At 71.4% G+C, this 19,970-nt stretch carries 21 protein-coding genes; 7 read left to right on the forward strand and 14 right to left on the reverse strand.

Annotation, left to right across the window (positions count from 1 at the left end):
- The first annotated feature begins 48 nt into the window (after positions 1 to 48).
- Positions 49 to 1,089 (forward strand): Fic family protein, encoded by a 1,041-nt coding sequence (locus BM028_RS02530; RefSeq protein ID WP_217647215.1) that lies wholly within the window; start codon positions 49 to 51, stop codon positions 1,087 to 1,089.
- Positions 1,090 to 1,103: 14 nt separating this feature from the next.
- Here BM028_RS02530 and BM028_RS18405 read toward each other — a convergent pair whose 3' ends face one another.
- Positions 1,104 to 1,493: a hypothetical protein gene (locus BM028_RS18405; protein ID WP_175495961.1), complete on the reverse strand. Its 390-nt coding sequence runs from the start codon at positions 1,491 to 1,493 to the stop codon at positions 1,104 to 1,106.
- An 87-nt stretch (positions 1,494 to 1,580) separates the two neighbouring features.
- Here BM028_RS18405 and BM028_RS18410 point away from each other — a divergent pair, with 87 nt between their 5' ends.
- Positions 1,581 to 1,928, forward strand: coding sequence for a DUF4190 domain-containing protein (locus tag BM028_RS18410; RefSeq protein ID WP_175495962.1), 348 nt, complete (start codon positions 1,581 to 1,583; stop codon positions 1,926 to 1,928).
- A 3-nt stretch (positions 1,929 to 1,931) separates the two neighbouring features.
- On the opposite strand, the gene BM028_RS02540 is transcribed toward BM028_RS18410, so the two are convergent.
- The 4 genes from BM028_RS02540 to BM028_RS02555 all read right to left on the reverse strand — a co-directional run bounded on the left by BM028_RS02540 (position 1,932) and on the right by BM028_RS02555 (position 5,352).
- Complete coding sequence (locus BM028_RS02540) at positions 1,932 to 2,507, reverse strand: TetR/AcrR family transcriptional regulator (RefSeq protein WP_070419199.1); 576 nt, start codon at positions 2,505 to 2,507, stop codon at positions 1,932 to 1,934.
- Between the two features lie 62 nt (positions 2,508 to 2,569).
- Positions 2,570 to 3,331 carry a sulfite exporter TauE/SafE family protein gene (locus BM028_RS02545; protein ID WP_175495963.1) on the reverse strand — a complete coding sequence of 254 codons (762 nt, stop codon included), beginning with the start codon at positions 3,329 to 3,331 and terminating at the stop codon, positions 2,570 to 2,572.
- A 37-nt stretch (positions 3,332 to 3,368) separates the two neighbouring features.
- On the reverse strand, positions 3,369 to 4,949 hold the full coding sequence (locus BM028_RS02550) for an LCP family protein (RefSeq protein ID WP_092384360.1): 1,581 nt from the start codon (positions 4,947 to 4,949) through the stop codon (positions 3,369 to 3,371).
- A 55-nt stretch (positions 4,950 to 5,004) separates the two neighbouring features.
- Positions 5,005 to 5,352, reverse strand: a complete 348-nt coding sequence (locus BM028_RS02555) for a MerR family transcriptional regulator (RefSeq protein ID WP_070416814.1) — start codon at positions 5,350 to 5,352, stop codon at positions 5,005 to 5,007.
- Positions 5,353 to 5,407: 55 nt separating this feature from the next.
- Here BM028_RS02555 and BM028_RS02560 point away from each other — a divergent pair, with 55 nt between their 5' ends.
- Positions 5,408 to 6,364, forward strand: a complete 957-nt coding sequence (locus BM028_RS02560; protein WP_175495964.1) for an NAD-dependent epimerase/dehydratase family protein — start codon at positions 5,408 to 5,410, stop codon at positions 6,362 to 6,364.
- A gap of 1 nt (position 6,365) precedes the next feature.
- Here the strand turns inward: BM028_RS02560 and BM028_RS02565 are convergent, their stop codons facing one another.
- Entirely contained in the window at positions 6,366 to 6,857 is a 492-nt protein-coding gene (locus BM028_RS02565) for a MarR family winged helix-turn-helix transcriptional regulator (RefSeq protein WP_092384364.1), read from the reverse strand.
- Positions 6,858 to 6,949: 92 nt separating this feature from the next.
- On the opposite strand from BM028_RS02565, the gene BM028_RS02570 reads away from it, so the two are divergent.
- Complete coding sequence (locus BM028_RS02570; RefSeq protein ID WP_092384366.1) at positions 6,950 to 7,741, forward strand: SDR family NAD(P)-dependent oxidoreductase; 792 nt, start codon at positions 6,950 to 6,952, stop codon at positions 7,739 to 7,741.
- Between the two features lie 81 nt (positions 7,742 to 7,822).
- Here the strand turns inward: BM028_RS02570 and BM028_RS02575 are convergent, their stop codons facing one another.
- The 4 genes from BM028_RS02575 to BM028_RS02590 form a co-directional block, all read right to left on the reverse strand.
- Positions 7,823 to 10,156, reverse strand: coding sequence for a beta-xylosidase/alpha-l-arabinosidase (locus BM028_RS02575; protein ID WP_092384921.1), 2,334 nt, complete (start codon positions 10,154 to 10,156; stop codon positions 7,823 to 7,825).
- Positions 10,157 to 10,266: 110 nt separating this feature from the next.
- The gene (locus tag BM028_RS02580) at positions 10,267 to 11,142 is read right to left on the reverse strand and encodes a carbohydrate ABC transporter permease (protein WP_070416818.1); all 876 of its coding nucleotides are present in this window, start codon (positions 11,140 to 11,142) and stop codon (positions 10,267 to 10,269) included.
- Positions 11,139 to 12,155: a carbohydrate ABC transporter permease gene (locus tag BM028_RS02585; protein ID WP_092384368.1), complete on the reverse strand. Its 1,017-nt coding sequence runs from the start codon at positions 12,153 to 12,155 to the stop codon at positions 11,139 to 11,141. Before BM028_RS02585 ends, BM028_RS02580 begins: the two co-directional genes overlap by 4 nt.
- Positions 12,156 to 12,160: 5 nt before the next feature.
- On the reverse strand, positions 12,161 to 13,465 hold the full coding sequence (locus tag BM028_RS02590) for an ABC transporter substrate-binding protein (RefSeq protein ID WP_092384370.1): 1,305 nt from the start codon (positions 13,463 to 13,465) through the stop codon (positions 12,161 to 12,163).
- Positions 13,466 to 13,613: 148 nt separating this feature from the next.
- On the opposite strand from BM028_RS02590, the gene BM028_RS02595 reads away from it, so the two are divergent.
- A complete protein-coding gene (locus BM028_RS02595; RefSeq protein WP_254789360.1) occupies positions 13,614 to 14,648 on the forward strand; it encodes a LacI family DNA-binding transcriptional regulator in 1,035 nt (344 codons plus the stop codon).
- Positions 14,649 to 14,752: 104 nt separating this feature from the next.
- On the opposite strand, the gene BM028_RS02600 is transcribed toward BM028_RS02595, so the two are convergent.
- Positions 14,753 to 15,742, reverse strand: a complete 990-nt coding sequence (locus BM028_RS02600; protein WP_071295287.1) for a helix-turn-helix transcriptional regulator — start codon at positions 15,740 to 15,742, stop codon at positions 14,753 to 14,755.
- 119 nt (positions 15,743 to 15,861) lie between these two features.
- Here BM028_RS02600 and BM028_RS02605 point away from each other — a divergent pair, with 119 nt between their 5' ends.
- On the forward strand, positions 15,862 to 16,308 hold the full coding sequence (locus tag BM028_RS02605; protein WP_070416822.1) for a MarR family winged helix-turn-helix transcriptional regulator: 447 nt from the start codon (positions 15,862 to 15,864) through the stop codon (positions 16,306 to 16,308).
- Between the two features lie 160 nt (positions 16,309 to 16,468).
- Positions 16,469 to 16,624, forward strand: coding sequence for a hypothetical protein (locus BM028_RS18415; protein ID WP_156794753.1), 156 nt, complete (start codon positions 16,469 to 16,471; stop codon positions 16,622 to 16,624).
- Positions 16,625 to 16,696: 72 nt separating this feature from the next.
- Here BM028_RS18415 and BM028_RS02610 read toward each other — a convergent pair whose 3' ends face one another.
- Genes BM028_RS02610 through BM028_RS02620 form a run of 3 tightly spaced genes read right to left on the reverse strand, consistent with a single transcriptional unit; the run spans position 16,697 to position 19,832 of the window.
- Positions 16,697 to 17,545 carry a carbohydrate ABC transporter permease gene (locus tag BM028_RS02610; protein WP_083295042.1) on the reverse strand — a complete coding sequence of 283 codons (849 nt, stop codon included), beginning with the start codon at positions 17,543 to 17,545 and terminating at the stop codon, positions 16,697 to 16,699.
- Positions 17,545 to 18,516 (reverse strand): carbohydrate ABC transporter permease, encoded by a 972-nt coding sequence (locus tag BM028_RS02615; RefSeq protein WP_175495965.1) that lies wholly within the window; start codon positions 18,514 to 18,516, stop codon positions 17,545 to 17,547. The genes BM028_RS02610 and BM028_RS02615 overlap by 1 nt, the downstream gene beginning before the upstream one ends.
- Positions 18,513 to 19,832 carry an ABC transporter substrate-binding protein gene (locus BM028_RS02620; protein WP_071303120.1) on the reverse strand — a complete coding sequence of 440 codons (1,320 nt, stop codon included), beginning with the start codon at positions 19,830 to 19,832 and terminating at the stop codon, positions 18,513 to 18,515. The genes BM028_RS02615 and BM028_RS02620 overlap by 4 nt, the downstream gene beginning before the upstream one ends.
- Positions 19,833 to 19,970: the final 138 nt, after the last annotated feature.

A 19,970-nucleotide genomic window follows, 5' to 3' on the forward strand; every position in this document is an offset into this window, starting at 1 on the left:
ACCGAGCCGTACCGAGCAGCGGTTCCGCCCCGCATCGCGCACCGTTCCATGCGGCTGTCCGACGCCGTGTCGGTCCTCGCAGACGAGGCGTCGACAGCACTCACGCGCTTCGATGAGTCCCTCGGGAGCGAGGTCGCGCCGTTCGCCCCGCTGCTGCTCCGCTCGGAAGCGGCTGCCTCGTCGCAGATCGAACACCTGACAGCGAGCGCGCGGCAGATCTTCACCGCGGAACTCGGCGGCGTCGGGAAGCGCAACGCGGGCGAGATCGTGTCGAACACCCGCGCGATGCGCACCGCGATCGAGTTGTCCGACCGGTTGACGACGGAGACCGTGCTGGCCATGCACGAAGTGCTGCTCCGCGGCGACCGCCGGCACGAGGCCGGGCGGTTCCGCGAAGAGGCCGTGTGGATCGGCACCAGCGGGCGAACGCCGGTCGGCGCTGACTACGTGGCGCCGGCCTGGGAACGCGTCCCGTCGCTGGTCGACGACGTGATGGAGTTCGCGCGTCGACTCGACCTGCCCAGACTCGCGCAGGTCGCGGTGACGCACGCCCAGTTCGAGACGGTCCACCCGTTCACCGACGGCAACGGACGCACCGGCCGGGCGCTCCTCCAGGCGATGCTCCGGTCGAACGAACTCACCCAGAACGTGACGGTGCCGGTCTCCGCCGGCCTCCTCACCGACACCGTGGGGTACGTCCGAGCGCTCACCGACTACCGCCGGGGAGACATCGAGCCGATCATCCGTCTGGTCGCCGAAGCCTCCTTCGAAGCGATCGGCAACGCCCGCGAGCTCGTGGACGAGATCTCGTCGATCCGAGCGCGCTGGCGAACGGCCGTCACGGCCCGTCGCGACTCCGGCATCTGGCAGGCGCTCGATGTGGTCGCCCGGCAGCCCGTCCTCAACGCATCGACCCTCGCAGCCGAGATGGGTGTCGAGGCGAAGAACGTGTACCCCCACCTCGACCGACTCGTCGCCGCTGGCATCCTGACGAAGAAGAACGAGTACCAGCAGGGCATCCTCTTCCGGAACGACGAGGTGCTCGGGGCGCTCGATGCGTTCGCCGCACGCGCCGGACGACGCGGCTGAGCCGGGCGCGCGGGTCAGTACCAGCGGCGGACGAACTGCTCCAGGACGTTCTTCACGACCTGGACGGGGCCCGGCGCGGGCTCCCCGCTGTCGCGGCCGATCCGGCGCAGCAGGGCAGCCTGGGCGTCCTCGTACTCGGCCACCTCGTCGGCGGAGTAGTCCGACGGCGGGACGGTCCGGATGGCGCTCACCGCTTCGAGCCGCTCCAGCCCCCACCGGAACCCGACCGGGTCCGGCGCCGCTTCGACGAGCGCCACGAGGGCTGCGTCGGAGTAGGTGCCCCGGGGATCGGCTGCGGCGGAGATGAAGTCCGTCAGCCCGCGGAGCGCCGGCCCCGACCCGCCGGCTCGCATGTGCACGCGCCGCGCTCGGCTGCAGAGGTCGTAGAGGAGTCCGTCGTCCACGGACCGAGCGTGGCACACCGGAGTGCCTCCACGCCACCAGGACTGGGTACTCCCCCGTCGGTCGTCGCACTCGTAGGCTCGGTCGCCGTGACCGACATCGCTCCCGGAGCCAACGTGCCCGCCACCCGACCCGACGCCGCGCCGACCGCTGGCGCCCCGACCGCGGTCGCTCCGCTGAGCCTCATCGCGGTCGTGGCCATCGCGCTCGCCTTCGTCGCGCCGATCGGCGGGGTCGTCGTCGGGCTCATCGCCCGCCGTGAGGTCCGGCGCACCGGCGAGCGCGGCGACGGCCTCGCCTTCGCGGCGGTGCTCATCGGCGCGACGCTGACGCTCGTCACGGTCGTGCTCCCGGCCGCCGTCGCCGCGTCCGGCTTCCTCGGGTTGGGCGTGCCGTTCGGCCTCGGCCTCGGCCTGCCGTTCGGAGCGGGGTCCTGACCGTCAGCTGCCGACGAGTGACGTGACCGCGTCGACGACGATCTGCCGTCGCCGCGCCGGCACCACCGCGCGCGTCAGGGCCTCGGACTCCGCGGAGGCCTCGCTCCAGAACGCCGCGAGGTGCAGCACGAGACCGAGCAGCACCGCGGGTCGGTAGCTGCGCGGCAGGACACCGGCCCGCTGCGCCCGCTCGACCTCGGCGACCATCGTGGTCCGGCGTTCGACGATCGCCTCGAGCGGAGCGGCCGACGCGCGCTCGAGCCGGTGCCAGGTCGCCAGCCGCTGGGCCCAGGGCCGCTCGGTCCACGAGTCGTGCAACCGGCCGGCGAACCCGGGCAGGTCGTCGGTGTCGAGCGGGACGAGGTCGAAGGTCTCGGCGACGGTCTGCTCGACGAGCGCGTCGAACAGCCCCTCCTTGCTGCCGAAGTAGTGGAAGACCTGCGCCTTGTTGCTCGACGCGGCGGCGGCGATCCGCTCGACCTTGCCGCCGACGAGCCCCGCCGCGGCGAACTCGTCGCGCGCGGCGAGCAGGAGGCGTGCGCGGACGGCGTCGGCGGCTGGGGGCGTGAATCGTGCCATGCCGACCACCGTACCGATCCGGACGGTCGTCCCGGGGCGTCAGGGACCACCGTCCCCGCGGATCAGGACGAGGCCACCGTGACGAACAGGTACACGGCGAGCGCGACCGAGCAGCACGCGATCGCGACCCGGAGGACCCCGTGCGGCACCCGCCGGGCGACGGTCGGTCCGACGAGCCCGCCGACCACCGCCCCCGCGCCGAGGGCCACGGCGGCGGACCACACGACGTGCCCGGACACCGCGAACACGACCGCCGGCAACAGGTCCGCGGCGAGGAGCAGCACGTTCTTCACGGCGTTCGCACGGTGCAGGGACGGCTCCCCGGTGAGCAGCAGCACGGCGATCATGAGCACACCGGACCCGGCGCCGAAGTACCCGTTGTAGACGCCGACCCCGACGATCCCGGCCGAGGCGGCGGCGCCGTGCCCACCCGCGGCGTCACCGGCGGCCCGTGCACGACGACGGTCGATGAACGGCTGCAGCAGCAGGAGCAGTCCCCCAGCGAGCACGAGGAACGGGACGATGCGGTCGAAGAGGTGCGCCGGTGTGACGACCAGGAGCACCGCGCCCGCGAGCGAGGCGGCGACGGTCGTCGGCATCCAGCGACGCAGGACCGCGGGTTCGGCGCGCACCTCGTGCCGCGCGCGGAACGCGGAGCTCGCACCGCTGCCGATGAGCGCGACGGAGTTCGTGACGTTCGCGGCGAGCGGTGGGACCCCGACGGCGAGCAGCGCCGGGTAGGCCACGAGCGAGGTGATCCCGCCGGCGGTGCCGATCACCCCGGCCACCACGCCCGCGACGACGAGGATCCCGACGGTCAGCACGCTCCATGCTGACACGGCGCCGTGGCCGGGGGTGCGATCAGTTGATGCAGGTGCCCTGCTTGCCGTACGCGTTGCCGACCGGGGTGGACGACGGGGTGGCCGCGGGCGCGGACGACCCGGCACCGGACGACCCGGAGGCGCCGGACGCGGACGACCCGGAGCGAGCGCCCGCGCCGGAAACGGACCCGGCCGAACCCGAACCCGAGCCGGAGCCGGTAGAGCCCGAGCCGGAGCCGGCCGAACCCGAGCCCGAACCGGCAGCCCCCGCGGCCCCGACCGTGTGCCCGTCGGTCCCGAGCACGAGCGTCACTCCCGACACCGTGGCCGACAGGACCGCCGTGGCTCCGGGGACCGCCGCGACGACGGCCTTCGCTGCGGCCTCGGCGCCCTTCGGGTACTCGACGACCGTGGCCGCCGTGGTGGTGGTGTCGCTCGGCGCCCCGACCACGAACCCCTTCGCCGTGAGCGCTGCCGAGGCGGCCGTCGCACCGCCCGGCGTGGAGCCGCCGTTCTGCACGGACACGTGCACGCTCGACGGAGACGCCGCCTTCGCCGCCGTGTACGCCGCGGGCGCGCCCACGATGCCCTGGATGAACGCCGGCACCGCGCCGAAGTCCACCGCCACCGTCGAGTAGCCGTCGATGGTAGGGGTCCCCGCGGTGGGGATGGTCGTCGACCGGATGCTCGACAGGTCGATGCTGCGGAACGTGTTGACGAGGCTGGGGATGCTCAGGCCGTCGTCGATCTGCACGGCGTCCCCGACACCGTGCAGCAGGTCCGACACCTTCACCGGGTTGAGGAGGGTGCCGGCGGAGAGGACCTTGCGGGCCTCCTGCGAGAGGAAGTACTGCTGGCGGACCTCGCGGTCGAGGTCACCGCGCGGGAGCCCGTCGCGCTGCCGGACGAAGGAGAGCGCCTGCGAGGCGTTCAGCGTCGAGTTCCCCGCCGGGAGGTCGACGTTCGAGTTCGGGTCGTGGGCGGGTTCGTTCAGACAGACCTGGATCGGCCCGAGCGCCTTCACGAGCTGGTAGAAGCCGAGCAGCGAGACGCGCACGAAGTGGTCGATCTGCAGGCCGCTGATGTTCTCGATGGTCTGGATGAGCAGGCGCATGCCACCGGCGTCGCCGCCGCCGTTCGCAGCACCGTCCGAGAACGCGCTGTTCAGCTTGAACGTGCCGTGGCCGGGGATCGGCACCCACGAGTCGCGCGGGAACGAGATCATCGTCGCGCTGCCCCCGCCCGCGGGGATGTGCAGCACGATCATCGTGTCGGTGTTCGTCGCCCCGTCGTCGAGCTGCGTGCCGAGCTCGGCGAGCTCCTGCGGGGTGGCGTCGGCCGGACGGTGGTCGTCCCCCACGAGCAGGATGTTCTCGGCCGACCCGTCGACGTCGGCGGACGCCGAGGGGTGCGGGAGCGCGACGTGCACCTTCGTCACGGCGCTGTCGAGCTGCGCGTACGACCAGGCCGCGTACCCGCCCGTGAGCACGAGTGCCATCGCGAGGACGCCGCCGATCGCCGGGAAGAGGGTGCGGGCTGCGCGCCGCTGGCGACCGTGGCGCACGGCACCGCGCTCGGTCGGCACGATCGGGTGCTGGCCCCCGTCAGGTTCGTCATGCATGGCGTCACCCTAGGGACGGTCGCTGCACGCGTGCGGAATCCGCCTGCGGAGCGGTTCAGCGTCCGACGCGCGAGAGCGACTCCGACAGGGCGTCCCTGGTCGCGAGGAGCCGCTGCGCCCGCGCGTCCATGTCGTCCCGGATCGCGACGACCTGGTCGATGATGCCCGGGCACTGGTCCTCGACCTTCCGGCCGCGGGTGCACGGCAGCACCTGTTCGATGAGCGCCGTCGGCAGCCCGAGGTCGAGGAGCATCTTGATCGTGCCGACGGTCTCGACGTCGGACTCGTCGTACTCGCGGTAGCCGTTGGCCCGGCGCTCCGGTCGGATGAACCCGAGCTGCTCGTAGTAGCGCAGCGACCGGGCACTCGCCCCGCTCGCCCGGCTCAGATCGCCGATCTGCATCGTCGCTGCTCCTCGCTTGACCTTGACACTGATGTCAGAGTTTAGCGTGCCGTCCATGCAGATCTTCGTCATCGGCGGCACCGGCTACTTCGGCTCGGTCCTCGTCGAACACCTCCGTTCCGCCGGCCACTCCGTCACCGCGCTCGCCCGTTCCGAGCAGAGCGCCGCCCGCCTGCGCGCGGCCGGCGCAGTGCCCGTCGCCGGCTCGATCACCGACACCGAGGTGCTCCGCACCGCAGCCGCGGCGGCCGACGCGGTGGTGTACGCCGCCTCGGACTACGCACCGACCGCGCAGTCGACCGAGGACGAGCTCGCGGCCGTCCGCGCCGTCACCGCCGGAGCAGCAGAAGCCGCCGGAACGAACGGAACGCCCGGAACGCCCGGAACGAACGGAACGCCCGGAACCACCGGGACCTCCCCGAAGCCCGTCGTCTACACCTCCACCGGACTCGTCTACGGCTTCGACCCGACGGACGTCACCGAGTACGCGGTCCTCCCCGAGGTCAGCGCCCAGCCGGTCAAGGCGCAGGCCGAACGCATCGTGCTCGGCGCGCCGGGCATCACCGGGATCGCCGTCCGCGCCGGGCTCGTCTTCGGCCGCGGCGGGACCGGGCTCGTCACCGGCCTCATCGACGCCGCCGTCGCGAACGGCGCCGCGACGTACATCGGCGACGGTGCGAACGCCTGGTACCCCGTGCACGTCGACGACCTCGCCGACCTGTACGTCCGGGCGATCGAGCACCCGGTCGTCGGCGTCGTCAACGCGGTCGGTTCGGTGCCGTTCACCTTCCGGGAACTCGCGGAGGCGATCGGCGACCTCACCGGTACCCCGAGCGTCTCCGTCCCGCTCGAGGTCGCCGAGGCGCAGATGGGCCCGGCGGTCCGGACGCTGACGACGTCCACGCACCTCCTCGCGACGAAGGCACGTGCCACCTACGGCTGGGACCCGTCGGAGCGGTCACTCGTCGAGGACGTTCGGAACGGGTCCTACACGGCTCCACCGCGCCCCTGACTCACCGCGTCGGCGGGGACCAGACCGGTGTCCCGCCGACGGCCTCGGCGATGCGTCGACTGACCGCGCCGAGCTGCCGCACCTGGGCCGGCGTGAGCGCGTCGAAGACCACCTGCCGGACGAGCGCCTGGTGCGCCGGCGTGGACGCCACGACCCGCTCGTGCCCGCTGTCGGTGAGCACCGCGAGGGTGAACCGCCCGTCGGTCGGGTCGACCACGCGGTGGACCCACCCCTTCTGCTCCAGCCGCGTCACCGCGCGGGACAGCCGCGACAGGGTGCAGCTCGCGGCGGCGGCGAGCACGCTCATCCGCAGCGTCCGGTCGGGTTCGCTGTCGAGGGCGAACAGGACGCCGTGCTCGAAGTGCGTCAGGCCGCTGTCACGCTGCAGCTGCGCGTCGAGCGCGGTCGGCAGTCGTTCGAGCACGGTCGCGAGGGCGACCCAGACCCCGAGCTCCTCAGCGGTGAGCCCGGTGGTGGTGGCGTCGTCCGGCATGGGGAGAGCGTACCAGCATGACTTGCTCAGGCAAGTGAACCTGCGTACATTGACTTGCCCAAGCAAGTGAACCGACACGACAGGAGTACGACGTGGATCTCGACATCAGGGGCCGGACGGCGTTCGTCAGCGGCTCGACGCAGGGCATCGGGTACGCCGTCGCAGCAGCCCTCGCGGCGGAGGGAGCCCGCGTCGTGCTGAACGGACGGGAACGCACGGGGGTCGACGCCGCCGTCGCCCGGTTGCGAGCGGCGCTCCCCGGCGCCGAGGTGTCCGGGATCCCGGCGGACTTCGCCGACCCGGCGCAGGTGGACGCGCTGCTCGAGCAGCTCCCGGAGGTCGACGTGCTCGTGAACAACGTCGGACTGTTCGGCCTGGCCGACTTCGGATCGGTCGACGACGACGAGTGGCAGCGGTACCTCGACGTCAACCTGATGAGCGGCGTCCGACTGTCCCGGGCACTGCTCGACCCGATGCTCGAGCGCGGCTGGGGCCGGATCGTGTTCGTCAGCAGCGAGTCCGGCGTGAACGTGCCCGTCGACATGGTGCACTACGGCGTCACGAAGGCCGCGGTGATCGCGCTCGGCAACGGCCTGGCGAAGCTGACCCGCGGGACGGGCGTCACCGTGAACACGGTCCTCGGCGGCCCGACCTGGTCCGACGGGGTCGCGGCCACGATCGAGACGATCGCGGCCGCGCAGGACGCTCCGGTCGAGGCCGTGCAGGCCGCGGTGATCGGGCAGAACCGCACGACCCTGCTCGAACGGTTCATCCGGCCCGACGAGATCGCGGACCTCGTCGCCTACCTCGCCAGCCCGCGGGCGTCCGCCACGAACGGTGCGGCGGTCCGCGCCGACGGCGGGGTGCTGACCGGGATGCTCTGACCCGGATGCCCGCCACGGACGCGACGGGAGGCGCGGTGCGAGCCCGCACCGCGCCTCCCGTCCGTCCCGTCGTCGGTCCGGTCAGACCCGCTCCCAGGTGACCGTGCGCCGGTCGGACGGCTCGACCTCGCGCACCGGCCCGGTGACGCGGACGACCGCACGCGCCGTGGCGGACCCGGGGACGGGCGCGGGGCCGGTCCCGCCGCCCACCGCGACGATCCCGTCGGCGCGCACCCCACCGGTCGGTCCGGACGCTGCAGCGTGGGACGCGACCCACACCTCCACGTCCCCGGGCTCGACCACCTTCCGCAGGGCACGGTCGGTGAACGCGAACCGCTGGACGGGCACGCTGAACCGCAGGCGCACGGACTCCCCCGGGCCGAGCGCGACCCGGGCGTAGCCGAGCAGCTGGGCGACCGGCCGGGTGACGCTCCCCTGCACGTCGTGCCCGTACAGCTGCACCACGTCCTCGCCCGCACGCTCCCCGGTGTTCCGGACGGTCACCCACGCGTCGAAGGCCCCCGCGCTGGACACGGTCGGGTCGACGACGAGCTCCTCGTACGCGAAGGAGGTGTACGAGAGCCCGAACCCGAACGGCCGGACGGGCGTCGAGTCGGTCGCGGTCACGTCGGACGGCCCGCCGAGGCGCGGGTGCAGGTACGTGTACGGCTGCGCGCCGGCGGCCCGCGGGAGCGAGACCGGCAGGCGACCGGACGGTGCGGCGGCGCCGGTGAGGAGGTCCGCGATCGCGAGACCACCGCCCTCGCCGGGGAAGAACGCCTGCACCACCGCGGCCGGACGGGGAGCGTCGCCGTCGAGCGCCCACCCGATGGCGTACGGTCGTCCGGTCAGGAGCACGACGACGGTCGGCGTGCCGGTGGCGACCACCGCCTCGACGAGCTCGCGCTGGACGCCCGGCAGGTCGAGGGACTCGGTGTCGTTCCCCTCGCCGACGGTCCCGCGGCCGAACAGTCCGGCCTGGTCGCCGACGACGACCACCGCGACGTCGGAGCGCTCCGCGACCGCGACCGCGTCGTCGAACCCGGAGCGGTCGTCGCCGGTCACGGCGCAGCCCGCGGCGAACCGGACGGTGTCGGCCCCGAGCGACTCCGTCAGCGCCTCGCGCACGGTCGGGATGGCGAAGCCGAGCGGCAGGTCCGGGTGCGCGGCGAGCACGTGGTTGGCGAAGGAGTAGCAGCCCTGCAGGGCCTCGGCGCGATCGGCGTTCGGACCGATCAGTGCCACCGACGCACCCGGGGCCAGCGGCAGGACCGGGGCCTCGGGCCCGTTCGACAGCAGCACGAGCGACCGCGCCGCGAGCTCCTTCGCGAGCGTCCGGTGCCGAGGGGTGTCGAGGTCGATCCCGGTCGGCGGCTCGTCCTCGAACGCGTCCGGGTCGAGCAGCCCGAGCCGCTCCTTCTGCCGGAGCACGCGGAGCACCGCACGGTCGACGAGCGACTCGTCGACGTCACCGGAGCGGACACGGTCGACGAGCGGCCCGAGGTAGGCGTCCCCGGTGGGCAGCTCGACGTCGATGCCCGCGGTGAGGGCGAGTGCGGCCGCTTCGCCACGGTCGGCGGCGACGCCGTGCATGACCTCGAGGAACGCGACCGAGAAGTAGTCGGCGACCACCGTGCCGTCGAACCCGAGCCGGCCACGGAGCAGGTCGGTCAGCAGGTCACCGTTCGCCGCGACCGGCACGCCGTCGACCTCGGCGTACGAGTTCATGACGCTCCGGGCGCCGCCGTCGCGCAGCGCCATCTCGAACGGCGGCAGGAAGACGTCCGCGACCTCGCGCGGCCCGGCGTGCACGGGAGCGTGGTTCCGCCCCGCCTGCGACGCGGAGTACCCGAGGAAGTGCTTGAGCGTCGCGTCCACCCCGGCGCGCTGCAGGCCCCGGACGTAGGCGGTGCCGATCGTCCCGACGAGGTACGGGTCCTCGCCGATGCACTCGTCCACCCGCCCCCACCGTGGGTCGCGGACGACGTCGAGCACCGGGGCGAGGCCCTGGTGCACGCCGAGCTGCCGCATCGAGTCGCCGATCGCCTCGCCGACCCGCTCGACGAGCTCCGGGTCGAAGGCGGCGCCCCACGCCAGCGGCGTCGGGAACGTGGCGGCCTTCCAGGCGGCGAGCCCGGTGAGGCACTCCTCGTGCACGAGTGCGGGGATCCCGAGTCGCGTCTCGCGCTTGAGTCGTCGCTGCTCCGACCACAGCCACGCCGCGCGCTCGTCCGGTTCGACGGGGCGGGTGCCGTAGACGCGGGTGAACTGGCCGAGGCCGTGGCGCGTGACGTCGGCCAGGGTGCGGCCGTCGGCGTCGTCGTGGGCCGCCATCTCCCCCTGCATCGGGGCGACCACGCCGTTCTGGTCGAGCCAGTAGCCGACGAGCTGCGCGGTCTTCTCCTCGAGCGTCATGGCGGCGAGCAGGGCGGTCGCGCGGTCGGCGCCGGTCGCGTCCTCGACACGGCCCGGGTCGGACTGGAGGCGCGGCTCGCGTCCGACGGTCCGTGTCGCGTCCGTCGCCGTCACCCCTTCACCGCCCCGGTCAGGCCGCCGACGATGCGCTTCTGGAAGATCGCGAAGAACACGAGCGCCGGGATCATCGAGAGCGAGGTGAACGCGAGCACCCGGGCGGTGTCGACCGAGTACTGGGACGCGAACGCCTGGACCCCGAGCGGCAGCGTGTAGGTCGACGCGTCGTTCAGGATGAACAGCGGCAGGAGGTAGCTGTTCCAGCTGCCGATGAACGCGAGGATGCCGACCGTCACGACGCCGGGGAGCGACAGCGGGACGACCATCCGGAAGAAGAACCCGAGCTTGCTCGCGCCGTCGATGGCGGCCGCCTCCTCGAGCTCGTCCGGGATCGCCCGGAGGAACGGCACCAGGATGATGACCGTCGTCGGCAGGGCGAACGCGATCTGCGGGAGGATCACACCAGCCAGGTTGTTCGTCAGGCCGAGGTCCTTCACGAGGATGTAGAGCGGCGTGATGGCGACCGTGATCGGGAACATCAGGCCGGCCGCGAACAGCGAGTAGAGCGCGCCGCTCCCCCGGAACCGGTACCGGGCGAGCACGAAGCTCACCATGAGGCCGAGCACGACCACGCCGAGGGTGGTGGTGACGCCGGCGATCACCGAGTTGCCGAGCTGCTGCCAGAACACGCCGCTCGTCAGGACGGTGACGTAGTTGCCGATCTGCCACGGGTTCGGCAGTCCAGCCGGGCTCGCGGTGATCTGCGAGTTCGTGCGGAACCCGCCGAGCACGATGTACGCGACCGGGCCGATGCACACGGCGATGAACAGCAGCGCGATGAAGTACGTGCCGAGGTTGCGCTCACGCCGGACGGGTCCGGTGTCACGCTGGCGGCGCTTCGGCGCGACGATGGAGGCGGTGGCGGTCATCGGTCGCTCTTCTCGGTCAGGGCGCCGGCGGTGTCGCGGCGCAGGACGAACCGCTGGTAGACGAGGGCGACGACCAGCGAGATGAGGAAGATCACCACGGCGACGGCGTTGCCGTACCCGTAGTTGCCGGACAGGCGGCCGTTGCCGACCATGTAGGTCGCCATCGTCGAGGTCCCGGCGGTCGAGGCGATGTACTGCCCCCAGATGATGTAGACGAGGTCGAACAGCTGCAGTGACCCGATGATCGACAGGAACGCCCAGATGCGGAGCGTCGGTCCGAGGAGGGGCAGCGTGATGCGTCGCTGGATCTGCCAGTAGCTCGCACCGTCGAGCTGCGCGGCCTCGAACAGATCCTCGGGGATGCTCTGCAGGCCGGCGAGGAAGAGGATCACCGCGAAGCCGATGTACTTCCACGAGATGATCCCGAGCAGGGTCCAGAGCGCGATGTCGGGGTTCGACAGCCAGTCGTTCCGCAGGCCGCCCAGGCCGATGCTCTGCAGCAGGTCGTTGAGCGCACCGCTCGACTGGAGCATGAGGCTCCACCCGGTGCCGACGATGACCTCGGAGATGACGTACGGCAGGAAGATGAGGACGCGGATGAGCCCGCGGCCGCGGATCCGCTGGTTGAGCAGCAGCGCGAGGACGATCGCGATCGGGCCCTGCACGACGAGCGAGCCGATCACGATGAACAGGTTGTGCCAGAGCACCGCCCGGAAGTCGGGGTCGGTGAAGATCACGGTGTAGTTCTGCAGGCCGACGAAGTCGACCGGGGCGCCGTAGCCCTGCCACTTGTAGAAGCCGTAGTAGGCGGCGAGTGCGACGGGCAGGATGACGAACCCGACGAACATGATCACCGCCGGACCGGCGAGGACGGCGATCTCGACCCGGGTGCGGACGTCGGTGCCCTTGCGGACCCGGCGGGCCGGGGCCGACGGCGAACCGTCGGCCCCGCCCGTGCGACGCCCCGTCCCGGCCGGTGCTTCGTTCGAGCGCGGTGCGACGGAGGTGGTCATGTGTCTCAGCCCTTCGCCGCGGCCTGGTTGACGGTCGACACGATGTCCGAGACGGACCCCTTGCCGGCGAGCAGGTTGACGACGCTGGTGTTGAGCGCGTTGCCGACGTTCTGGCCGTAGAGCGTGTCGAGGTAGTTCGAGACGAACGGGGCGTCGTTGTACGCCTTGAGCACCGTGGTCAGGTACGGCTCGGTCACGACCGACTGCGCGTCCTTGTTCGCGGGGATCGAGTTGAACGCCTTGTAGTAGTTCTCCTGCACGCTCTTCGTGGTGACGAAGTTGAGGAAGTCGGTGCAGGCCTTCTTCGGGGCCTTCGCCGAGCAGGAGAGCCCGCCCACGGCGCCCATCATCGAGCCGGGCGCACCCTTGCCGCCGGAGACCTCCGGGAACGGGAAGAAGCCGAGGTCCTGCAGCGGCTTGCCGTCCGGGGTGAGCGAGGAGATCACGCCCGGGTCCCAGGCACCCATGAGCTCCATCGCGGCCTTGTGGTTCGCGACGAGACCGGCGGAGCTGCCGGCACCCTGCTGGGCCGAGGTCGTCAGGAAGCCGTCGTTGAAGGGCTTCGTGTCGAAGAAGGCCTTGGTGTCCTCACCGGCCTGCTTCCAGCACTTGTTGTCGAACTTCAGGTCCTGCGCGGTCTTGTTGAGCACGTTCGACGAGCAGGCCCGCAGCGCGAAGTTGTAGTACCAGTGCGCCGCCGGCCAGGCGTCCTTCGCACCGACGGCGACCGGCTGGATGCCCTTGTCCTTGAGCTTCTGGATGTCGGCGTTCAGCTCGTCCATCGTGGTCGGCGTGCCCTCGATGCCGGCCTCCTCGAAGAGGTCCTGGCTGTACCAGATGCCCTCGGGGTCGACGTTCGTCGGCATCGCCCACGTCTTGCCGTTCAGTTCGAAGGCCTTGAACGATCCGTCGCTGATCCCGCTCTTGGCACCGGAGCCGATCGAGTCGGAGATGTCCAGCAGCTGGCCGGCGTTGACCATCGCGGCCATCTTGCCGCCGCCGCGCTGCGAGAACACGTCCGGGGCGGAGTTCGAGTTGAGGGCGGTCTGGAGCTTGCCGTCCAGGTCCTCGTTCTGGATCGCCTGGATCGTGATGGTGACGTTCGGGTTCTTCGCCTCGAACGCCTTGACGGTGTCCTGCCAGAAGGCCTTGCCCGGCCCGGTCGTCGAGTTGTTCCAGAAGGTCATCGAGACCTTCCCGTCGCCGCTGTCGCCCCCGGCGGCGTCGCTGCCGGCCGAGCAGCCTGCGGCCACCAGTGCTGTCGCCCCGATCAGCGCGATGGCTGCCGTGGCACGGATCTTCCTCGTCATCGTGGATCTCCTGAAGTGTCGTCGTTGACAATCAGCGACATCGACTGCCGCTGCGGAGAGCGTGCCAGGTGCCATCGAGCCGTGTCAATCGATATCGATAACGTTTTCTTTACCAATTCGGGCGTCAGCTCAGCGGTACGGTGTGCACATGGACACGGCTCTCGGCATGCGTCCCGGAGCCGGCCGGGTCACCATCGCGGACGTCGCACGCGCCGCCGGAGTCTCGATCCCCACGGTGTCGAAGGTGATCAACCAACGCGACGGCGTCGCCCCCGCGACGATCCTGCGCGTGCAGGAGGTCGTCGAGCAGCTCGGCTACGAGACCTCGCTCGTCGCACGCAGCCTCCGCAGCTCGCGGACGAACGTCATCGGCATCCTCGTCACCGAGTTCGAGCCGTTCTCGACCGAGCTCCTGCGCGGAGTGTCCGGCGCCACCACCGGCACCGGGTACGAACTGCTCGCGTACGCCGGGCTCGTGACCGGTGCCGAGCAGAAGGGGTGGGAACGCCGGTCGCTCTCGCGGTTGTCCGGCACGCTCATCGACGGCGCGATCGTGGTGACCCCGAGCACGGCGCTCTCGAGTTCGTCGATCCCGGTCGTGGCGATCGACCCGCACACCGGCCCCGAGGGGCACGCCACCGTCGACTCGGACAACGAGGCCGGGGCCGTCCAGGCCGTCGAGCACCTCGTCGCGCTCGGGCACACCCGGATCGCGCACCTCCGGGGTCGTCCGGACCTGGCGTCGGCACAGCTGCGCGAGGCCGGCTACCGACGCGCACTGGCGGCAGCGGGCCTGTCGGTGGACGAGTCACTCGTCCGCGACGGCGGCTACCAGGAGGACCGCTCGGCCGAGGTGGCCCGCGACCTGCTCGCCGGACCGGACCGTCCGACCGCGGTGTTCGCGGCGAACGACTCGTCGGCGGTGGGTGTGCTCCGCGCCGCAGCCGAACTCGGACTCCACGTGCCCGGGGACCTGTCGGTGGTCGGGTTCGACGACGTGCCCCAGGCCGCGACCACCACGCCGCCGCTGACCACCGTCGCACAGCCCCTCGTCGAGCTCGGCTCGCGGGCGGTCGAGATGCTCCTCACGATGCTGCGCGGCGAGCCGACGTCGGACCACGTCCGGCTGCCGACGACCCTGCGCGTGCGCCGGAGCACCGGACCGGCGCCCGCGGACCGCTGACACCGCGCGGCGGACCCCACCGTCAGCGCCGCACCGCGCGGCGGACCGCACCGTCAGCGCCGCACCGCGCGGCGGACCGCACCGTCAGCGCCGCACCGCGACCGTCAGCGCCGCAGTGTCTGCTTCGGGTACTCCCCGAACCGCTCCGCGTACGCCGCCGAGAACCGCCCGAGGTGCGCGAACCCCCACCGGCGCGCGACGTCCCCGACCGCCCCGGCGAGCGGATCGGCGTCGAGCAGCTCGGCGCGCACCCGGTCGAGGCGCACCTGCCGCAGGTACGTCAGCGGGGACACGTCGAACACCCGACGGAACGACTCCTGCACCGAGCGCACGCTCAACCCCGACGCCGCCGACAGGTCGCCGATCGTGACGGGCTCCGCGGCGTGGTCGTGGACGTACTCGACCGCCGCACGGAGACGGGCGTTGCGCGGTTGCCCGAGCACCCCGGGCAGATCGTCGAGCTTCGGCGGGAACATGTCGAGGAAGACCTCGGCGGCGGTGACCTTGGCGGTCTGCCAGGCGACGGAGTCCGTGCCGCCGACGCGCAGCGACCGTGCGAGCGCCGTCAACGCCCCCTGCCAGCGCCGCGCCGTCTCGGACCCCGGCACGTGCCGGTCGTCGAAGCGCAGCGCGTGGTCGCCGACGTCGGTGCGCGTCACGGCGACCCGGCGGACGAACGCTCGGTCGAGGTGCACGACCCGCTGGTCGTAGTCCGCGGTGCGGAAGGCGTAGTCGTGGTCCGGCGGGAAGAGTGCCGGGGCGTCGAGCGGCAGGGCGTACCGCTCCCCCAGCCGTTCGATCTCGGCGGTGCCGGAGCTGATCCACGTCACGACGTAGTCGCCACCGGCCGGCACCACACCGGAGAGGGCGCCGCGCAACTGCGACCGGCGGATGGTCACCTCGGCGTCGCCGATCGCCGTGTACCGGTAGTCGAACGGCGCGTCGGTCAGCCGCGCGACCCACTGCGTGCCGCCGTAGACCGCGCCGAGGTCCCGCACGGCGTCGTCCGGATGGCCGCCGGACACCTCGAACCGGACCGTCGCCGGCGTCGTGGTCTGTCCCTCGGCGAAGTCGTCGGTCAGTGGGTCGGCCATGCGCACCCCCACGGCTCAGATGTCCAGATCCCGCGGTCCCCCTCGTTATCTGGATACGCTGTCCCGGTGAGCGCGGCGTATCGTTGCGCGGAACCGATGCGCACCGAAGGGGCGACCGCGTGAGTGAGATCGACCTGACGGCCGCCATCACCCGGCTCGAAGCCGCGATGGGAGCGCTGCGGGGACGACTCCGCGAGCGGATGGACGTCTCCGGCTCGGACCTGACGGTGCTGCAGTTCGTCGCCCGCGCCGAGGCCGCCGAACGCAAGGTGCGGGTCAAGGACCTCGCGTCGCACCTCGGCCTGAGCGGCCCGGCCGTCACCGGCACCGTCGACCGACTGGAGCGTGCCGGGCACCTGTGCCGTGTGCCGAACCCGGACGACGGGCGGAGTCGCTACATCGAGCTGACCCCCGAGACCGAGCGTGCCTACGCGACGGCGATGGACAGCACGAACGAGCATCTGCACGAGCTGTTGTCCTCCTTCACGGAACGGGAGCGGGCGAAGTACGTCCGGGTCATCGACCGGGTCATCGAGGCGCTCGAGTTCGGCGCCCCGTCCCCTTGACGGCAGAGTACGGGCGCGGGCGGACGCACCTCGAACGTTTGTCCACCAAGCGCAGTTAGGTAACTTCCCTACCTATCTTGCCGGACGGACGGGCCACGCACCCGTACCGTCACGATCGGATGCCCCCGATCGGGGGTACGACCACGAGCGGGGAGGAACCATGGGCAAGTACGAATCCCAGCAGGGCGTCGACCCGGTGCGCATCGAGACGTTCCGTCGGATGCGCAAGCGGTGGAAGTACGGCGAGCTGCAGGACGGTGCCGGCCTCTACGAGGACTTCTTCACGGACACCGCCCGCGACCCGCGTCGCCGCTGACGACGGGTCGCGATCGGACGGGAGGCGCGTGGCGGGTCCGCCACGCGCCTCCCGTCCCGTTCCGGGCCCGGCTCAGCCCTTCACCGCACCCGACGTCAGGCCGGACACGATGGACCGGCGGAACACCAGCACGAGGATGACGATCGGCACCGTCGCCGCCACGCTCGCCGCGAAGATCTGGGCGAACGGCACGGTGAACTGCGTCCCGAACAGGGCGATCCCGACCGGGATCGTCCGGAACGAGTTCTCGCTGTTGAACGTCAGCGCCATCAGGAACTCGCTCCACGATGCCGTGAACGTGAACACACCGACCGTGAAGAGCCCCGGCTTCGCCATCGGCAGGATCACGGAGAGCACCGTGCGCCAGGCTCCGGCACCGTCGATCTCGGAGGCCTCCTCGATCGTCGAGGGGATCCCGACCAGGTAGTTCCGCATGATCCAGATCGCGAAGGGCAGGTTGAACGCCACGTACGGCACGATCAGCCCCGGGTAGGAGTTGAGCAGCCCGAGGTTCCGCTCGAGCAGGTACAGCGGGGTCAGCACGGCGATCGCCGGGAACACCGAGAGCATGAGCAACGAGGTCATGATCGCCGTCCGCCCGCGGATCCACCGCCCGGCGAGCGCGTAGCCGGCGAGGAACGACAGCGCGAGCACGATCACCGTCGTCGACACCGACACGATGACGCTGTTCACCATGTACTGGCCGAGCGCGTTGTCGCGGAAGGCCACCACGAAGTTGTCGAGGGTGAACGACTGCGGGAAGGCGGTGGGCGGCGACTGCCCGATCTCGGACGCCGGCTTGAGCGACGTCGACACGAGCCAGTACAGCGGCAGCGCGGTGAGCACCGCGATGACGACACCACTGACGTTGACGGTGTTGACCCACTTCCGCCAGCCCTTGCGGACGCGTTGACGGGGCATCAGGCATCCCCTCCCTTCGCCTGGTTCCGGAACGCCCGGAGGAACAGCAGACACCCCGCCGCGACGATGATCGCCGTGGACGTCGCGATCGCCGCACCGGGGCCGATGTTGATGTCCTGGAAGAGCACCTTGTAGCCCATGATCGCGAGCGACTGGGTGGCGGTGCCCGGACCGCCGTTCGTCAGCACGAACGGCAGGTCGAACACGCCGAACGCCTGCAGGATGCGGAACAGCACCGCGATCGTCAGGGTCGGCGTGAGCTGCGGGAGCACCACCCGCCAGAACGTCTGCCAGGTGCTCGCGCCGTCGAGCTCGGCCGCCTCGTAGTGGTCCTCGGAGATCTGCACGAGCCCCGCGAGCAGGATGATCGCCACGAACGGCGTCGTCTTCCAGATGTCCGCGACCATCAGCCCGGTGATCGCGGGCACCGGTTCGCCGAGGATCACCGGGGCCTCGCCGAAGAGCCCGAAGAACCAGGTCGCGACGCCGTACGTCGAGTCGTAGATGTACTTCCAGAGCTGCGCGTTCACGATCGTGACGAGCGACCACGGGATGAGCATCAGCGCCAGCATCCATCCCCGGGTCGCCCCGAGCCGCTCGAGCACGAGGGCCACGAGCATGCCGAGCACGAGCTCGACGAACACCGTCACGACCGTGTACAGCACGGTGAACCCGAGCGCTCGGTACCAGTCCGCGCTCTGCAGCAGGGCCGCGTAGTTGCCGAGGCCGAACGACCGGATCGTGAACCCCTCGTAGCCGACCTCGACGTCCGCGAAGCTCAGGACGATCGAGTAGACCACCGGGAAGATCGTCACCGCCGCGACGACCAGGAGCGCCGGGGCCGCGAAGCCCCACGCACCCCGCGCACGGATGCGGTCGAGACGCGACCGCCCGCTGAGGCGGGGCGGCGGGTCGAGGCGACCCGCGCCTCCTGGACGGGTCGACGACCGCGTCACGGTGCCGGCGCTCACAGTGCCTCACCCTTCAGGGCCAGCGCGATGGCCGACGCCATCGTGCTCGTGCCGCCGTCGACGGACGCCTGGCCGCCGAGGATGCTGTTGCCGTTCTGGTAGACGCCCTGCGAGACCTTCGGGTAGTAGGCCGTCGACGTCGGACGGGGCACGAGCGTGATGCCCGCGGCGGTGTCGTACGTCGGTCGCTGCTGGCGCTTCGCGTCCTGGCTCGTGAGCGACTCGCTCCGGGCCGGCAGGACCCCGCCCTCGCGGGTGAGGAACTGCTGCGCCGTCTCGCTCGACATCCAGCTCGCGAACGTCAGCGCTGCTGCCGGCTGCTGCGTGTGCGGGTTGATGTAGTTGCCCCACCCGCCGATGGTCGAGTGGTGCTCGTCCTGCCCGTCGAAGGTCGGCCGCGCCGCGAGTCCGACCTTGCCGGCGACCTGGCTGTCCGGCCCGTTCGCGATGCCCCACGCGTACGACCAGTTGCGGAGGAACGCCGCTCGGCCGCCCGAGAACGCGTCGTTCGTGTCCTGCTCCTGGTACGTCAGGGTGGCGCGTGGGCTGGCGCCGTCGGTGATGAGGGACCGCATGAACTCGAACGCGCGCTTCGTCTCCGAGCTCGTGGTCTCGGGTCTCGTCAGGTCGTCGTTCAGCAGCGAGCCGCCGGCGTCCGCGACGAACTCGGTGACGTTGCAGGTGAGTCCCTCGTACACGTCGCCCTGGAACGCGAACCCGTAGCTGACGTCGCCGGTGTCGACGAGCTTCGCCGCGGTCTCGCGCACTTCCTCCCACGACCTCGGGACCTGCAGGGAGTGCTTGGCGAGCAGGTCCTTCCGGTACAGGAAGAACGACTCGTCGATGTAGAGCGGGAACATGTAGTACGTGCCGTCGACGCTCGCGGCCTGCCGGAGCCCCTCGGGGAACTGGTCGAAGAAGTCCGCGCCGACGAGCTCGTTCACCGGGGTCGCGAGCTTGTTCTTCGCGAACTGCCCGGGCCACGCGACGTCCCCGAGGTAGACGTCCGGGGTGCTGCTGCCCGCGGCGATCTGGGTCGTCAGGCTGGTGCGGTTCGTGTCGGTGTCGCTCGGGGCGCTCACGATGCGCACCCTGATGTTCGGGTGCTCCTTCTGGAACTCGGCGATGAGCCGACGCCGCAGGTCGCCGCCGTCCTTCGAGGCCACCTGCCCCGCCCACCAGCTGATCGTGACGTCACCTTCGGGAGGGTCGGTCGGCCACTCCTGGACCGTGGTGCGCTCGGGTCGGGTGGAGCAGCCGGCGAGCAGCAGCACCCCCGCTCCCCCGAGCAGGAACATCCTGCGGTCGATCGCCATCCCGTCCTCCTCGACGTCCCCTGGTGCGAACCTGTACGTCCACACAACCAACGCACCCTGGGTGCCCGGTGGGTGCGGTGCGGTGCCGCTGGTGCGGCGGACGGGAGGCGCGGTGCGGGGCCGACCCGCGCCTCCCGT

Origin of the sequence: Curtobacterium sp. YR515, assembly GCF_900113095.1 — a bacterium.
Classification (GTDB): domain Bacteria; phylum Actinomycetota; class Actinomycetes; order Actinomycetales; family Microbacteriaceae; genus Curtobacterium.

Coding starts and splice junctions, on each gene's coding strand:
- BM028_RS02590 (WP_092384370.1), bottom strand. CDS start 13,465: ATGACGAGGAAGATCCGTGCCACGGCAGCCATCGCGCTGATCGGGGCG.
- BM028_RS02620 (WP_071303120.1), bottom strand. CDS start 19,832: ATGGCGATCGACCGCAGGATGTTCCTGCTCGGGGGAGCGGGGGTGCTG.
- BM028_RS02540 (WP_070419199.1), bottom strand. CDS start 2,507: ATGGCACGATTCACGCCCCCAGCCGCCGACGCCGTCCGCGCACGCCTC.
- BM028_RS02585 (WP_092384368.1), bottom strand. CDS start 12,155: ATGACCACCTCCGTCGCACCGCGCTCGAACGAAGCACCGGCCGGGACG.
- BM028_RS02560 (WP_175495964.1), top strand. CDS start 5,408: ATGCAGATCTTCGTCATCGGCGGCACCGGCTACTTCGGCTCGGTCCTC.
- BM028_RS02595 (WP_254789360.1), top strand. CDS start 13,614: ATGGACACGGCTCTCGGCATGCGTCCCGGAGCCGGCCGGGTCACCATC.
- BM028_RS02565 (WP_092384364.1), bottom strand. CDS start 6,857: ATGCCGGACGACGCCACCACCACCGGGCTCACCGCTGAGGAGCTCGGG.
- BM028_RS02600 (WP_071295287.1), bottom strand. CDS start 15,742: ATGGCCGACCCACTGACCGACGACTTCGCCGAGGGACAGACCACGACG.
- BM028_RS18415 (WP_156794753.1), top strand. CDS start 16,469: ATGGGCAAGTACGAATCCCAGCAGGGCGTCGACCCGGTGCGCATCGAG.
- BM028_RS02580 (WP_070416818.1), bottom strand. CDS start 11,142: ATGACCGCCACCGCCTCCATCGTCGCGCCGAAGCGCCGCCAGCGTGAC.
- BM028_RS02530 (WP_217647215.1), top strand. CDS start 49: ATGCGGCTGTCCGACGCCGTGTCGGTCCTCGCAGACGAGGCGTCGACA.
- BM028_RS02610 (WP_083295042.1), bottom strand. CDS start 17,545: ATGCCCCGTCAACGCGTCCGCAAGGGCTGGCGGAAGTGGGTCAACACC.
- BM028_RS02555 (WP_070416814.1), bottom strand. CDS start 5,352: ATGCAGATCGGCGATCTGAGCCGGGCGAGCGGGGCGAGTGCCCGGTCG.
- BM028_RS02575 (WP_092384921.1), bottom strand. CDS start 10,156: ATGACGCTCGAGGAGAAGACCGCGCAGCTCGTCGGCTACTGGCTCGAC.
- BM028_RS02550 (WP_092384360.1), bottom strand. CDS start 4,949: ATGCATGACGAACCTGACGGGGGCCAGCACCCGATCGTGCCGACCGAG.